Raw genomic sequence first — 13607 nt, forward strand, 5'->3', positions numbered from 1 at the left:
ATCAAGCATCTGCAGCTGTAGGATTTTTCCTCCAATGCAATTGAAAAACCTACCAAGGGTTCCTTAATTCAGGAAATCAGGGCAGGATTCCCCCAACTTTTTGCTGCCCTGCCCCGACCAAGGAGGCTCCCATGAAACTTTTCTCTCAACTCGTATTGCTGACCGCTATCGGACTTGCAGCGACTTCGCTGCAGGCCGCCGAGTCAGATCAAGTCCTGACGGGTTGCGCTGCAAAGAAGGCGGATATTCAACAGCAGATCGACAAGTCCATTAACCCTTTCGAAAAAGCAGGTCTTGAGAAAGCGCTGAGTGAAGTCAACGAGCACTGCGCCGATGCCGGCCTGAAGAAAGAGCGCGAACAGAAAGTGCTCGACGCCCGTCACGAAGTGACACAGCGCACCAAGGACCTGGACAAGGCCATGAAGAAGGGCGACGCTGAGAAGATCAACAAGCGCAAAGACAAGCTGGCTGAATCCAAAAAGGAACTGCAGCAAGCGCTGGACGAACTCGATAAGTAAGTCGCTGGACTAGTCGCGGGGCAAGCCCGCTCCCACCGGCCCGGTAGGAGCGGGCTTGCCCCGCGATACTGTATTCAATGGTTACGAAATTCGGTATGACAAGCTTTGCATGCTGCTTCAACCTTGTCCGTCGGCGCGGCCAGATCCGTAGCCTTCAGCGGCTGGGTGCGAGTAACAGCGACCAACTCACCGGTAGCCACTTCCAGCTGGCGAGCCAGGTCTTGGAAGCGTGCCTGTTTCTCCCAGACCTCTGCACGAGCGCTGGTTTCATCGTCCTCGCGAACCTGCGGAAAATGCTTCCACGGCTCGCGGGACAAGTTGTCGAGCTTGACCGCGCCGTCGGCGAACTTCTGCCCGTCAAAGGCCAGCCGCCCACGCAGCATGCCGCCCAGGTCTTCACTGGTCTTGAGCATCTGTTTGAAAATGGTCTTGCGCTGGCCCAGCGGCGAGTTGGGGTCGACACCGCCACAGGCGGTCAGGGTCAGGCAGACCAGCACTACAACAGAAAGGCGCTTGAGCATCATGGTAACGTCGGCTCACGGAAAAAAGGCGGCCAGTATCCTCGCCTCATCGCCAAAGACCAATACCCTTAATAAAACTACGGGTTGCCTGGACAGCTGAAACCCAGGCGAACCGCCAAGGAAACCCTGTTCATGAAATTTTCCCTGCGCCATCTGGGATGGTCACTCTCGGTACTGGCGCTGCTCGCCGGCTGCAACGGCGGCGGTCCGGAAAAACCCAAGCCTCACGCGCTCGCCACCTACGTCAGCAGTACCTGGAAAGAGCTGCCGCAGGTCAGCGACAGTGATCTGCTGGCCGGCTTCGAAGCCTGGCGCAGCGCCTGCGAACGCCTCAAGCGCGACGCAATATGGGCCAATACCTGCGCGGCAGCAGCCAAAGTACCTGGCGACAGCACCGAGGTGCGCAACTTTCTCCAGGCCCAGCTGGACGTCTACAGCATGCGCTCGGGCGAAAATAACGCCAACGGCCTGATCACCGGTTACTACGAACCGGTCTACCCCGGTAGCCTGACCCAGACCGACAGCGCGCATGTCCCCGTCTATGGTGTACCGGACGACATGATCGTGGTGGCCCTGGACAGCGTCTACCCGGAGCTCAAGGGCAAGCGCCTGCGCGGCCGCATTGAGGGCCGCACCCTCAAGCCTTACGACACCGCCGAAGTGATCAATCAGCAAGGCGTGCCGGCCCCCGTGCTGGCCTGGCTCACCGACCCCATGGACCTGCAATTCCTGCAGATCCAGGGTTCCGGGCGGATCCAGCTCGACAACGGCCGCCAGCTGCGCGTCGGCTACGCCGACCAGAACGGCCACCCCTATCGCCCAGTGGGTCGCTGGCTGGTCGAACAGGGGCAGCTGAAAAAAGAAGAGGTCACCATGGGCAGCATTCATGCCTGGGCCCAGGCCAACCCGACACGGGTTCCCGAACTGCTGGCGAGCAACCCCAGTTACGTGTTCTTCAGCACCCGCCCGGACAGTAATGAAGGTCCACGCGGTTCGCTCAACGTGCCGCTGACAGCGGGCTATAGCGTGGCCATCGACCGTAAGGTGATTCCCCTGGGTAGTCTGCTGTGGCTCTCCACCACCCGTCCCGACGGTGCCCCAGTGATACGCCCGGTTGCCGCTCAGGACACTGGCGGCGCGATCACCGGCGAAGTGCGCGCCGATCTGTTCTGGGGTACCGGTGCCGAAGCGGGCGAGCTCGCCGGCAACATGAAGCAACAGGGGCAGATCTGGTTGCTGTGGCCTAAGGGCACGGCGTTGCCCGAAGTGCCCAAGGTGCCCTGAGTCAGGCCGAGACCACAAAGAACGAGACAATCAGACCCAGGCCGACGAACCAGACCAGCGAACGCAAGGCGGCCCAGTCGGCCAGGTAGCAAATGATGTAGAGCAGGCGGCTGGTGATGAACAGCACCGCCAGAACGTCCTGGGTCACCTGCTCGGCATTGCCGACGACGTCGGCGATGATCACTGCTGCGGCAAAGGCCGGAAACGCTTCAAAGCTGTTCAACTGGGCGGCATGGGCACGCCGCGGCAAGCCTTCGAGTTTGTCGAGAAACGCCCGCGGGTCGTGGTTCTGCCGCAGATTGAAACGACCGCTGCCGAACTTGGCGATGCTGGTACACAGGATCGGCAGAATCAACGCAATCAGTACACACCAGAAAGCAACGGTCATGGCTAAATCCTTGTCGGTTGGAACATCAAAGTTTCATGATCAGCATGCCGATCAGCACCAGGGCACAGGCTAAGAGCCTCGGTCCGCCAAAAGGTTCTTTGAGGTAGCGCATGCCGAACAGCACCACCAGTATCACGCTGACTTCACGCAACGCCGCAGCTTCCGCTACCGACCCCAGCTGCATCGCCCAGAGCACCAGGGCATAGCTGAGCAACACGCATAAACCGACCGTCAAACCGAGCCGCCACTGCAGGCGCCAGAACAGGATGAAGGGCGCGCGCCGGGCGACACTGGCCAGCAACGGGAACGGCCAGGCACTGAGCAGCGTCAACCAGACAAGATAGTCCAACGGTTGCGACCAGAGCCGGATCGCCTGGCCATCGAACCAGGTGTAGCAACCGATGCACAGGCCGATGAGCGCCACCACCGGCAGCATCGACCAGGGCAGACGATCGCCGCCACCGCCCTGCCAAAGCAGACAGGCCATGCCACAGGGGATCAACAGAATGCCGATGATCTGCTGACTGCTTAAGGTCTCACCGGCGAAGGTCAGTGTCAGCGCCAGCACGACCAAGGGTGAGAGGCCGCGCATCAACGGATAGACCAGCCCCAGGTCGCCGACCCGATACGCCTGGATCAACAGAAAACGATAGAACTGCTCGAATAGTGCAGAAGCCAGCAACCACGGCCAGACTTCGGCGGGCGGGAACTGCACGAAGGCAACCATCACCAGGGCAAACAGCAACGCCACCGCGTCCATGCTGGCGATGACCAGCAAGCGCTCGCCGCTGAATTTGATCAGGGTGTTCCAGGTTGCATGCAGCAGTGCGGCAACCAGTACCAGAGAAGTGGCTAACACGCGAAGGTCCTTGGCAGTGCAGGTCGGGTCATCAATGGCCAGCCGCTATCTAAGCATTTCCCTCGGCGCCGCGTCGCGCACATTCGAGCAGCGTGGAAACGAAATCGGCACTGTGCGGTCAACGCATGCAGCCAAAAAACTGTGTCCCCAAGCCATCGCCAGACCATCCAAGGGCTGCCCGATGGGATCGGGTGCCAAATCGAAAGCCATTACAGGACCTGGAATGCTTGAGCTTGTTGCTGCGTTTATCTGTCTGACGACCCTCCTCACTTATCTGAACTACCGCTTCATCGGCCTGCCGCCGACCATCGGCGTGATGGTCACCGCATTGTTCTTCTCCCTGTTGCTGCAAGGCCTGAGCGTCATTGGCTACCCGGGGCTGGAAGAACGTGTGCAAGGCTTGATGAGCCAGATCGACTTCAACGACTTGCTGATGCACTGGATGCTGTCGTTCCTGTTGTTTGCCGGCGCCCTGCACGTCAACCTCGCCGACCTGCGCAGCTACCGCTGGCCGATCGGCCTGCTGGCCACTGTCGGCGTCCTGATCGCCACTGTGATCATTGGCTACCTGGCCCATTGGATCTTTGCCCTGTTCGGCTGGCACGTCAGCCTGCTCTACTGCTTGCTGTTCGGCGCGCTGATTTCGCCGACCGACCCCATCGCCGTACTCGGCGCCCTGCGGACCGCCAATGCCTCGAAACCGCTGAAAACCACGATTGTCGGCGAATCGCTGTTCAATGACGGCACCGCTGTCGTGGTGTTCACCGTGCTACTGGGGATTGCCCAACTGGGCGAAACCCCGACGGCGACCGACACCGCCATCCTGTTCGCCCGCGAAGCCATCGGCGGGGCACTGTTCGGCGGGCTGATCGGCTACGTGACCTACCGCATGATCAAAAGCATCGAGCAGTACCAGGTCGAGGTCATGCTGACCCTGGCCCTGGTCATCGGTGGCTCGGCCATGGCCTACGAGTTGCACGTATCGGCACCGATCGCGATGGTGGTGGCCGGGCTGATCATCGGCAACCTGGGGCGCAACCTGGCGATGAACGACATGACCCGCCGCTACATGGATGGCTTCTGGGAACTGATCGACGACATGCTCAACGCCCTGCTGTTCGCCCTGATCGGCCTGGAGCTGTTGCTGCTGCCGTTCTCCTGGATGCACCTGGCGGCGGCCGGCGTGCTGGCCGTGGCAATCCTGCTGTCGCGCCTGCTGACTGTGGCCCCGGCGATCCTCATGCTGCGCCGCTGGCGCACAGTGCCGCGCGGCACCGTGCGGGTACTGACCTGGGGTGGCTTGCGCGGTGGCGTGTCGGTTGCCCTGGCGCTGTCACTGCCGCCGGGCACCGAGCGCGACCTGTTGCTGAGCATCACCTACATCGTGGTGCTGTCGTCGATCCTGTTGCAGGGGTTGACGATCGGGCGGGTGGTGCGCGGGGTTACCGAGCAACCTTGAGGCCCTATCGCGGGGCAAGCCCGCTCCCACCGGTCTGCATTGAGTCTGTGGTAGCGGGCTTGCCCCGCGATGCGTTTACTCGACTGCAGAGTCCGGGAACTGATCCTGGACATACTTGATTTCAGTCCGCCCATGCGCCGCCGGCAAGCCGTCTTCACCAAGGTTGACGAAGACCATGCGGTCAACGGTCAGGATGCTCTTGCGGGTAATCTTGTTGCGCACTTCACACTTGAGGGTGATCGAGGTGCGGCCGAATTCGGTGGCGGTGATACCCAGCTCAATGATGTCGCCCTGGCGCGAGGCGCTGACGAAGTTGATCTCCGAGATGTACTTGGTCACCACACGCTGGTTGCCCAACTGGACGATCGCATAGATCGCTGCTTCTTCATCAATCCAGCGCAGCAGGCTGCCGCCGAACAGCGTGCCGTTAGGGTTGAGATCTTCGGGCTTGACCCATTTGCGGGTGTGAAAATTCATATCTACTCCTGAGCGTCTTGCCATTCGATGAGGGTAATGATGGCAGAGGCGGCCCCCCTCCTCCATTTAACATCGACTATCGTCTCGATTAATCGACAGAAAACCTTGGGCAGATGCGCAGGCGCGGCTATAATCGCCATCGCTTTAAAACGGTCATCTGCACTTGATACCGTTCCCGCCACCTGTCCGAGGGGCGCTGCAGCAGGTTCAACCTGTCAGGCTCGGATGGGGCGTTGTCTGGCCAGGCCTGCCTGCCGACACTAAACGCACAACGGCGCCCATTCGCACACTACGAATGGAGGCTCTTCATGAGCGCTGTAAACACGCCTGCCGGTTTTACCGATTTCAAAGTCGCTGACATCTCCCTGGCTGCATGGGGCCGTCGCGAAACCATCATCGCCGAATCGGAAATGCCTGCACTGATGGGCCTGCGCCGCAAGTACCTGCAAGAGCAACCGCTCAAGGGTGCCAAGATCCTCGGCTGCATTCACATGACCATCCAGACTGCCGTGCTGATCGAAACCCTGGTTGCCCTGGGTGCCGAAGTACGCTGGTCGTCCTGCAACATCTTCTCCACCCAGGACCAGGCCGCCGCCTCGATCGCCGCTGCCGGTATCCCGGTGTTCGCCTGGAAAGGCGAAACCGAAGAAGAGTACGAGTGGTGCCTGGAGCAAACCATCCTCAAGGATGGCGCGCCATGGGATGCCAACATGATCCTCGACGACGGCGGTGACCTGACCGAACTGCTGCACAAGAAATACCCGGCCGTTCTCGAGCGCGTTCACGGCGTGACCGAAGAAACCACCACTGGCGTTCACCGCCTGCTGGACATGCTGGCCAAGGGCGAGCTGAAAATCCCGGCCATCAACGTCAACGACTCGGTCACCAAGAGCAAGAACGACAACAAGTACGGCTGCCGTCACAGCCTGAACGATGCGATCAAGCGCGGTACCGACCACCTGCTGTCGGGCAAGCAAGCGCTGGTCATCGGCTACGGTGACGTGGGCAAGGGCTCGGCCCAGTCCCTGCGTCAGGAAGGCATGATCGTCAAGGTCACTGAAGTCGACCCGATCTGCGCCATGCAAGCCTGCATGGACGGCTTCGAGCTGGTTTCGCCGTTCATCGACGGTATCAACAACGGTACCGAAGCAAGCATCGACAAAGCACTGCTGGGCAAGATCGACCTGATCGTGACCACCACCGGCAACGTCAATGTCTGCGATGCCAACATGCTCAAAGCCCTGAAAAAGCGCGCTGTGGTCTGCAACATCGGTCACTTCGACAATGAAATCGACACCGCTTTCATGCGCAAGAACTGGGCCTGGGAAGAGGTCAAGCCGCAGGTACACAAGATCCACCGTACCGGCGCTGGCGATTTCGACCCGCAGAACGACGACTACCTGATCCTGCTGGCTGAAGGCCGTCTGGTGAACCTGGGTAACGCCACCGGCCACCCAAGCCGCATCATGGACGGTTCGTTCGCCAACCAGGTGCTGGCACAGATCTTCCTGTTCGGCCAGAAATACGCCGACCTGCCAGCCGCTCAGAAAGCCGAGCGCCTGACTGTCGAAGTGCTGCCGAAGAAACTCGACGAAGAAGTGGCCCTGGAAATGGTCCGCGGTTTCGGCGGTGTGGTCACCCAACTGACGCCTCAGCAAGCCGAGTACATCGGCGTTACTGTTGAAGGGCCGTTCAAGCCACACGCCTACCGCTACTGATGGGCCAAAGCCGGTGTCGCTGCCAAGCGTCACCGGCTTTTTTCTGTACGCCAGCCGCAGGGCTGGCCTGCTTGATCGGTTTACCAGGATTTCGCCATGTCTCAGGAACGCCGTTACAGCTTCGAGTTCTTCCCGACCAAGACCGATGCTGGACATGAAAAACTGCTCGCCACTGCCCGCCAGCTGGCCAGCTACAACCCGGATTTCTTCTCCTGCACCTACGGTGCCGGTGGTTCGACCCGCGACCGCACGCTGAACACCGTGCTGCAGCTGGAAAGCGAAGTGAAGGTTCCTGCCGCACCGCACCTGTCCTGCGTCGGTGACAGCAAGGAAGACCTGCGCAGCCTGCTGAGCCAGTACAAGGCCGCCGGCATCCAGCGCATCGTTGCCCTGCGCGGTGACCTGCCCTCGGGCATGGGCATGGCCAGCGGCGAGCTGCGCTACGCCAACGAACTGGTCGAGTTCATCCGCCAGGAAAGCGGCGATCACTTCCATATCGAAATCGCCGCCTACCCGGAAATGCATCCCCAGGCGCGCAACTTCGAAGATGACCTGAAGAACTTTGTGCGCAAGGCCAACGCCGGCGCCAACAGCGCCATTACCCAATACTTCTTCAACGCCGACAGCTACTTCTACTTCGTCGAGCGCGTGCAGCAGATGGGTGTGGATATTCCTGTGGTTCCGGGGATCATGCCGATCACCAACTACAGCAAACTGGCGCGCTTCTCCGACGCTTGCGGCGCCGAGATCCCACGCTGGATCCGCAAACAACTGGAAGCCTATGGCGATGACGTCAACAGCATCCAGGCGTTCGGTGAAGAGGTCATCACCCGCATGTGCGAACAACTGCTGCAAGGCGGCGCACCGGGGCTGCACTTCTACACCCTGAATCAGGCCGATCCGAGCCTGGCGATCTGGAACAATCTCAAGTTGCCGCGTTGATCGTAGTACTACATCGCCAGTAACCATTACTGTGGGATACTCAAAGGCCTTGGTTTACGCTAAGGCCTTTTTGCATTCCACAGTCAACGGATGATCGTGCTTCATGCCACACGGACATACTCTGTCTCGCCCACAACTGGTTTACCTGGTATTCGGTGCCCCGACTTATCATCAGGAAGCCCAATTCAGCATCGTCAGCGCCCTGGCCAACCTGCGCAAGACCCCCGGCGAAGCGCTGGACATTCAGGTCTACAGCGACAATCCCGAGCCCTACCAGAACCTTCCGGTGAGCGTCCACACACTGGATGCCGCCACCCGCGAAGCCTGGAACCAGCCTTATGGGTATCACTTTCGCAGCAAGCACATGGTCTTGCGCCAGGTACTGGCCGACGCGCCCGTGGCCGCGCTGATCGATACCGACACGTTCTTCCACCAATCACCGATTGAGCTGTTCCGGCGCATCAAGCCCGGCACCCTGCTGTGCAATGCCATCGGTGCCAATTTTGGCAGCAACCCGAAGTGCAGGCTGTACCAGAGCCTGGCAGCGCTACTTGAGTCGCGCGGGCTGGCTGACCGCCAGATGCCGCAGCTCAACTCCGGCGTCATCGGCCTGATGCAGGAAGATGCTTCACTGCTCGACCACTCCATCGCCCTGATGGACGAGTACTACCCGCATGCCAACGGCGCGTACACCCTGGAAGAGTTCTGCCTGGCCGTGGCGGCCTATCGGCGCATGCAGCTCAACCAGTGCACCGACCTGCTGCATCACTACTGGAGCCGCAAACAGCTGTTCAGGGCCAAGGTCCAGGCCTGGCTGGCCAAGCACCAGCATGCGCCGCTGAGCTGCCAGGCGCTGCAGGATGTGGCCCTGGTCAACGCCCAGCTGCCAAAGCCACCAGCCCTGCACCGCCTTGGCTACAAGGCGCTGAGCCTGACCCTGCCCAGCGATCAGCGTCAGTTCCTGCGTGAACTGATGTACGGCTGCTATGAGTACCCCAACGAATTCGACCGTGCCTGTGCCCCTGTCTGGTGGGCCAAAGCACTGGAAAACGCCAATGCGCGTCATTCACGCCCGTTGTGCCACGAACAACTGCACCAGTGGTTCGAGCGCCCAGGCATGCGCCTGAGCCTGGGTAACAAACACAGCAGGGTTCGTGACATGCTGATAAAACGATCACAACGCTGAATACCTGACAAACCTGATGCGCACGACGACTAGCCATCGCCGTGCGCACGTCGTACTCTCCAGCCATGCCTGATTTCTCCCGCTTATTGACCGCCCTGCTGCTCACTTGCCTGAGTGCATTTGCCCACGGCGAGAAGCTGCGTATCGTCACCGAACCCTGGGCACCCTATGTCTATGTGGAAAGCGGTCAGGCCAAAGGCATCGACTACGACGTCACTGTCGAAGTGTTCAAGCGCCTGGGTGTGGAAGTGGACTGGCAGTTCCTGCCTTGGAAGCGTTGTCTGGCGATGATTGATCAAGGCCTGGCAGACGGCATCCTGGATATTTTCTACACCGAACAGCGCGCCAATCAACTCCTCTACCCCAACGAACCGTTGTCCGATGTGGAATTCGTGCTGTTCTATGCCAATACCCGGCCCCATCCGGTCAACAGCCTGCAAGACCTGCGCGGCCTGACCGTTGGCACCTCCCCAGGCTATTCCTATGCGCCAGCGTTCAGCGATTCGCCATTTTTTACCCGCGAGCCAGCGCCAACCCATGAAGCCAACTTCGGCAAATTGCAGCGCGGGCGCATCGACTTGCTGATCACCGACCGCCGCGTCGGTCGCTACCTCAGTAAATATCTTGGCCTGGATCAGCAGATCAGCGAGCTGCCATTGGTGGTCAGCCGCCAGAGCCAGTACCTGGCGGTACGCCGCGATGCCGGCATGGACAACTTGATTCAACGCTTTAACGCCGAGCTGAACCGCTTCAAGCAAGAGCCGGCCTATGCGGCCCTGAATGCCCGCTATGCCGGTGCCGAAGAAAACTTTCGAACCACCGTTGAGCAGCAGGAACGCAGCACGCCCTGAATGCTCTGTTATACTCGGGCCTTCCCGCCAGGCTTACGCCCGGACGCTCGGCCTTGCAAAAGGCATCCCGACGGCAGGACAGCGCGGCCAAGAGCCCGCCCGCCATACTCCGGATGCGCATTGAAGACCCTGCTGGACCGGACGCGATAGCATCACCCGATGCCCGTCGCGCCAGGCAAGATTATCCCATCGGGCTTAGCCCCCACTAAGAACAGGATTGCTCATGTCCTTTGCTTCCCTCGGTCTCTCCGAGGCTCTAGTCAGTGCCATCGAGGCTGCTGGCTATACCCAGCCCACTCCGGTGCAACAGCGGGCCATTCCCGCCGTGTTGCAAGGTCGCGACCTGATGGTTGCCGCCCAGACAGGTACTGGTAAAACCGGTGGTTTCGCCCTGCCGATCCTCGAACGCCTGTTTCCAGGTGGTCACCCAGACAAATCCCAGCGTCATGGCCCTCGCCAGCCGCGGGTTCTGGTGCTGACCCCGACGCGCGAACTGGCCGCCCAGGTGCATGACAGCTTCAAGGTTTATGCCCGTGACCTCAAATTCGTCAGCGCCTGCATCTTCGGTGGCGTCGGCATGAACCCACAGGTTCAGGCCATGGCCCGTGGCGTTGATGTGCTGGTGGCCTGCCCGGGCCGTTTGCTCGACCTCGCCGGCCAAGGCAGTGTCGACCTCTCCCACGTCGAAACCCTGGTACTGGACGAAGCCGACCGCATGCTCGACATGGGCTTCATCCACGACGTGAAGAAAGTCCTCGCACGCCTGCCGGCCAAGCGTCAGAACCTGCTGTTCTCGGCGACCTTCTCCAAGGACATCACCGACCTTGCCGACAAGCTGCTGCACAACCCCGAGCGCATCGAGGTTACCCCGCCGAACACCACGGTCGAGCGGATCGAACAGCGTGTCTACCGCCTGCCGGCCAGCCATAAGCGTGCCCTGCTGGCCCACCTGATCACCACCGGCGCGTGGGAACAGGTACTGGTTTTCACCCGCACCAAGCACGGCGCCAACCGCCTGGCTGAATACCTGGAAAAGCACGGCCTGACCGCCGCCGCGATCCACGGCAACAAGAGCCAGAATGCCCGCACCAAAGCCCTGGCCGACTTCAAGGCCGGCACCGTGCGCATCATGGTTGCCACCGATATCGCTGCCCGTGGCCTGGACATCGACCAACTGCCGCATGTGGTCAACTTCGAGCTGCCCAACGTCGAAGAAGATTATGTGCACCGGATCGGTCGTACCGGCCGTGCCGGTCGCTCGGGTGAAGCGATCTCGCTGGTCGCTCCGGATGAAGAAAAGCTGCTCAAGAGCATCGAGCGCGTCACGCGCCAGAAGATCCCGGATGGCGACCTGATGGGCTTTGATGCCTCCAAGGTTGAAGCCGAGAAACCTGAAGTCCGCGAGCGTCCACAAAACAACCCGCGTGGTGGCCGTGGTCAGCGTGCTGACGGCACCAACACCGGCAACGGCGGACGCAAAGACAAGGGCAAGGATCAGGGCAAGGAAAAAGGTCGCGACAAAGACAAGGAAAAAACCGCAGAGAAGTCTGCCGGTGGCCGCCAGGAACGCAAACCACGCGACAACAAAAAGCCTCGCCCGCAACAGTCCGCACAAGCCGGCGCGCCATCGGTACCCGCTAATCGTGACCCAGAAGAGTTTCTGGATGACGAAGTGGACAACTTTGGTAACCGCGCCGACTACGTCAGCCCTTACCAGAACAAGGGCAACCAGGGTCGCAACCGTCGCCCTGGCGCACCCGCCCAGGCAGGTGCCGGCGCCAGTGGCCAGCCGCGTAGCGGTGGTGGCCAAGGCCGCAACAACAATGGCCCGCGTACCGGTACAGGTGGTTCGGCCAGCGGCGAGAAACGCGGTGGTTCGCGTAATGGCGGCGGTGGTCAGCCGCGCCGTGACGGCGGCGGCGCCCGCAATCGTCGTCCGAACAGCGACAATCAATCGGGCGAGCCAGCCGTGCGCAATCCGCGTGAAGGCCAGCCACAACCGAAGATCATGCACAAAGAGTCGAAGATCGACCGTTTCCCGACTGCCGAACAGCTTGAGCAACTGCCAAGCCGTCCACGTGGCGAGAAACCTGCACTGCTGACGCGTAATCGCTGATTCCGTCATGCAGATACAAAAACGCCGCCCCTAGGGGCGGCGTTTTTGTTGGTGCGGCAACAATTACTTCTGCTTGATGCCTTCGATCGAGATATCCAGATCCAGGGTCTGCGAAGTAGCGCCTGGGCCTTTGATGCCGAAATCGTTCAGGTTCAAGGTGGTGGTAGCGTTGAAACCTGCACGCTCGCCGCCCCATGGATCCTTGCCTTCACCGTTGAAGGTAGCCTTGAAGGTTACCGGCTTGGTTACGCCGTGCATGGTCAGGTCGCCAGTCACGTCAGCGGTTTTCTCGCCAGTCGGCTTGACGCTGGTGGAGACGAACTTGGCCTCTGGGTACTTCTTCACATCGAGGAAATCTTTGCTGGCGATGTGCTTGTCACGCTCGGCGTGGTTGGACCACAGGCTGGCGGTTTTCAGGTCGACAGCGATCTTGCTGGCTTCAGGCTTGGCCGCATCCCAGCTGAAGGAACCGTCGAAGTCCTTGAAGGTACCGTGGATGAAGCTGTAACCCAGGTGGCTGATTTTCCAGTCTACGAAGGCATGCTGGCCTTCCTTGTCGATCTTGTAGTCTGCAGCCATGGCCTGGCCAGCCGAAAGCAGTGCGGTACCGAGCGCCAGAGCGGCAAAAGTCTTTTTCAACATGCGTCTATATCCCTTTGGAGTGGAGGTTGAACATCAAGCTTTGCGGCCCAGCATGCGTTTGAGGGTCGCGTCACGGTCGATAAAGTGGTGCTTCAGGGCAGCCAGTCCGTGCAGACCGGCAAAAATCACCAGGCCCCAGGCCAGGTAGAAATGGATTACACCGGCAATATCCGCCTGATCGGGCAAGTCGCTGACCAGCGCTGGCACTTCAAAAAGGCCGAACACCGGGATACCCACGCCATCGGAGGTGGATATCAGGTAACCGGCGATCATCACCGCGAACAGGCCAAGATAAAGCAGACCGTGCCCGGCCTTGGAGGCTATGCGTGTCAGCTTGCCGTGGTTCGGCAGCGCCGCTGGTGGCGGGCTGATGAAGCGCCAGGCCACGCGCGCCAACATCACTGCCAGCAAGACCAGGCCGATGCTCTTGTGCAGGTCGGGGGCTTCTTTGCGCCAAGGACTGTAGTAGTCCAGGCCCATCATCCACAGACCCAGCCCGAACAAACCGAACACTGCCAGTGCCACGCCCCAGTGCATGACGATGCTGACCAGGCCGTAGCGAGAAGATGAATTGCGCAGTTGCATTGCCGTGTTTCCCTGTAAGAACTGTGCTCAGACTAACAACTTATTTATCGAATTAAAGCGG

General features: G+C 60.4%; 14 protein-coding genes and 1 riboswitch. Of the genes, 8 read left to right on the top strand and 6 right to left on the bottom strand.

Annotation, left to right across the window (positions count from 1 at the left end):
- Positions 1–131 precede the first annotated feature (131 nt).
- Positions 132–518, top strand: coding sequence for a DUF1090 domain-containing protein (locus PSAKL28_RS24365; protein ID WP_038615333.1), 387 nt, complete (start codon positions 132–134; stop codon positions 516–518).
- Positions 519–592: 74 nt separating this feature from the next.
- On the opposite strand, the gene PSAKL28_RS24370 is transcribed toward PSAKL28_RS24365, so the two are convergent.
- Complete coding sequence (locus tag PSAKL28_RS24370; protein WP_038615335.1) at positions 593–1042, bottom strand: c-type cytochrome; 450 nt, start codon at positions 1040–1042, stop codon at positions 593–595.
- A gap of 129 nt (positions 1043–1171) precedes the next feature.
- On the opposite strand from PSAKL28_RS24370, the gene mltA reads away from it, so the two are divergent.
- On the top strand, positions 1172–2323 hold the full coding sequence (gene mltA, locus PSAKL28_RS24375; protein WP_038615338.1) for a murein transglycosylase A: 1152 nt from the start codon (positions 1172–1174) through the stop codon (positions 2321–2323).
- A gap of 1 nt (position 2324) precedes the next feature.
- Here mltA and PSAKL28_RS24380 read toward each other — a convergent pair whose 3' ends face one another.
- Together PSAKL28_RS24380 and PSAKL28_RS24385 are read right to left on the bottom strand one after the other, a co-directional pair.
- Positions 2325–2711 (bottom strand): MAPEG family protein, encoded by a 387-nt coding sequence (locus tag PSAKL28_RS24380; protein ID WP_038615340.1) that lies wholly within the window; start codon positions 2709–2711, stop codon positions 2325–2327.
- A gap of 25 nt (positions 2712–2736) precedes the next feature.
- Positions 2737–3570, bottom strand: coding sequence for an EamA family transporter (locus PSAKL28_RS24385; protein ID WP_038615342.1), 834 nt, complete (start codon positions 3568–3570; stop codon positions 2737–2739).
- Positions 3571–3793: 223 nt separating this feature from the next.
- On the opposite strand from PSAKL28_RS24385, the gene PSAKL28_RS24390 reads away from it, so the two are divergent.
- Positions 3794–5029 carry a cation:proton antiporter gene (locus PSAKL28_RS24390; protein WP_038615344.1) on the top strand — a complete coding sequence of 412 codons (1236 nt, stop codon included), beginning with the start codon at positions 3794–3796 and terminating at the stop codon, positions 5027–5029.
- Positions 5030–5104: 75 nt separating this feature from the next.
- Here the strand turns inward: PSAKL28_RS24390 and PSAKL28_RS24395 are convergent, their stop codons facing one another.
- Positions 5105–5506: an acyl-CoA thioesterase gene (locus PSAKL28_RS24395; protein WP_038615346.1), complete on the bottom strand. Its 402-nt coding sequence runs from the start codon at positions 5504–5506 to the stop codon at positions 5105–5107.
- 182 nt (positions 5507–5688) lie between these two features.
- A riboswitch (S-adenosyl-L-homocysteine riboswitch) is annotated at positions 5689–5793 on the top strand.
- 21 nt (positions 5794–5814) lie between these two features.
- On the opposite strand from PSAKL28_RS24395, the gene ahcY reads away from it, so the two are divergent.
- The 5 genes from ahcY to rhlE2 all read left to right on the top strand — a co-directional run bounded on the left by ahcY (position 5815) and on the right by rhlE2 (position 12319).
- The gene (gene ahcY, locus PSAKL28_RS24400; RefSeq protein ID WP_038615348.1) at positions 5815–7224 is read left to right on the top strand and encodes an adenosylhomocysteinase; all 1410 of its coding nucleotides are present in this window, start codon (positions 5815–5817) and stop codon (positions 7222–7224) included.
- 96 nt (positions 7225–7320) lie between these two features.
- Positions 7321–8166 carry a methylenetetrahydrofolate reductase [NAD(P)H] gene (metF, locus tag PSAKL28_RS24405; protein WP_038615350.1) on the top strand — a complete coding sequence of 282 codons (846 nt, stop codon included), beginning with the start codon at positions 7321–7323 and terminating at the stop codon, positions 8164–8166.
- Between the two features lie 103 nt (positions 8167–8269).
- Positions 8270–9352 carry a hypothetical protein gene (locus tag PSAKL28_RS24410; protein ID WP_038615352.1) on the top strand — a complete coding sequence of 361 codons (1083 nt, stop codon included), beginning with the start codon at positions 8270–8272 and terminating at the stop codon, positions 9350–9352.
- A gap of 65 nt (positions 9353–9417) precedes the next feature.
- A complete protein-coding gene (locus PSAKL28_RS24415) occupies positions 9418–10203 on the top strand; it encodes a substrate-binding periplasmic protein (RefSeq protein WP_038615354.1) in 786 nt (261 codons plus the stop codon).
- A 223-nt stretch (positions 10204–10426) separates the two neighbouring features.
- Entirely contained in the window at positions 10427–12319 is a 1893-nt protein-coding gene (rhlE2, locus tag PSAKL28_RS24420; protein WP_038615356.1) for an RNA helicase RhlE2, read from the top strand.
- A 63-nt stretch (positions 12320–12382) separates the two neighbouring features.
- On the opposite strand, the gene PSAKL28_RS24425 is transcribed toward rhlE2, so the two are convergent.
- Both PSAKL28_RS24425 and PSAKL28_RS24430 read right to left on the bottom strand, forming a co-directional pair.
- Positions 12383–12961, bottom strand: coding sequence for a YceI family protein (locus PSAKL28_RS24425; RefSeq protein WP_038615358.1), 579 nt, complete (start codon positions 12959–12961; stop codon positions 12383–12385).
- Positions 12962–12994: 33 nt separating this feature from the next.
- Positions 12995–13546: a cytochrome b gene (locus tag PSAKL28_RS24430; RefSeq protein ID WP_038615360.1), complete on the bottom strand. Its 552-nt coding sequence runs from the start codon at positions 13544–13546 to the stop codon at positions 12995–12997.
- Positions 13547–13607 lie beyond the last annotated feature (61 nt).

The sequence above is a fragment of the Pseudomonas alkylphenolica genome, assembly GCF_000746525.1.
Taxonomy (GTDB): domain Bacteria; phylum Pseudomonadota; class Gammaproteobacteria; order Pseudomonadales; family Pseudomonadaceae; genus Aquipseudomonas; species Aquipseudomonas alkylphenolica.

Bases quoted from the DNA above. Each gene is read 5' to 3' on its own strand.
- PSAKL28_RS24425 (WP_038615358.1), bottom strand. From the start codon at position 12,961: ATGTTGAAAAAGACTTTTGCCGCTCTGGCGCTCGGTACCGCACTGCTT.
- mltA (WP_038615338.1), top strand. From the start codon at position 1,172: ATGAAATTTTCCCTGCGCCATCTGGGATGGTCACTCTCGGTACTGGCG.
- PSAKL28_RS24415 (WP_038615354.1), top strand. From the start codon at position 9,418: ATGCCTGATTTCTCCCGCTTATTGACCGCCCTGCTGCTCACTTGCCTG.
- PSAKL28_RS24395 (WP_038615346.1), bottom strand. From the start codon at position 5,506: ATGAATTTTCACACCCGCAAATGGGTCAAGCCCGAAGATCTCAACCCT.
- PSAKL28_RS24380 (WP_038615340.1), bottom strand. From the start codon at position 2,711: ATGACCGTTGCTTTCTGGTGTGTACTGATTGCGTTGATTCTGCCGATC.
- PSAKL28_RS24370 (WP_038615335.1), bottom strand. From the start codon at position 1,042: ATGATGCTCAAGCGCCTTTCTGTTGTAGTGCTGGTCTGCCTGACCCTG.
- PSAKL28_RS24365 (WP_038615333.1), top strand. From the start codon at position 132: ATGAAACTTTTCTCTCAACTCGTATTGCTGACCGCTATCGGACTTGCA.
- PSAKL28_RS24390 (WP_038615344.1), top strand. From the start codon at position 3,794: ATGCTTGAGCTTGTTGCTGCGTTTATCTGTCTGACGACCCTCCTCACT.
- metF (WP_038615350.1), top strand. From the start codon at position 7,321: ATGTCTCAGGAACGCCGTTACAGCTTCGAGTTCTTCCCGACCAAGACC.
- PSAKL28_RS24430 (WP_038615360.1), bottom strand. From the start codon at position 13,546: ATGCAACTGCGCAATTCATCTTCTCGCTACGGCCTGGTCAGCATCGTC.
- ahcY (WP_038615348.1), top strand. From the start codon at position 5,815: ATGAGCGCTGTAAACACGCCTGCCGGTTTTACCGATTTCAAAGTCGCT.
- PSAKL28_RS24410 (WP_038615352.1), top strand. From the start codon at position 8,270: ATGCCACACGGACATACTCTGTCTCGCCCACAACTGGTTTACCTGGTA.
- rhlE2 (WP_038615356.1), top strand. From the start codon at position 10,427: ATGTCCTTTGCTTCCCTCGGTCTCTCCGAGGCTCTAGTCAGTGCCATC.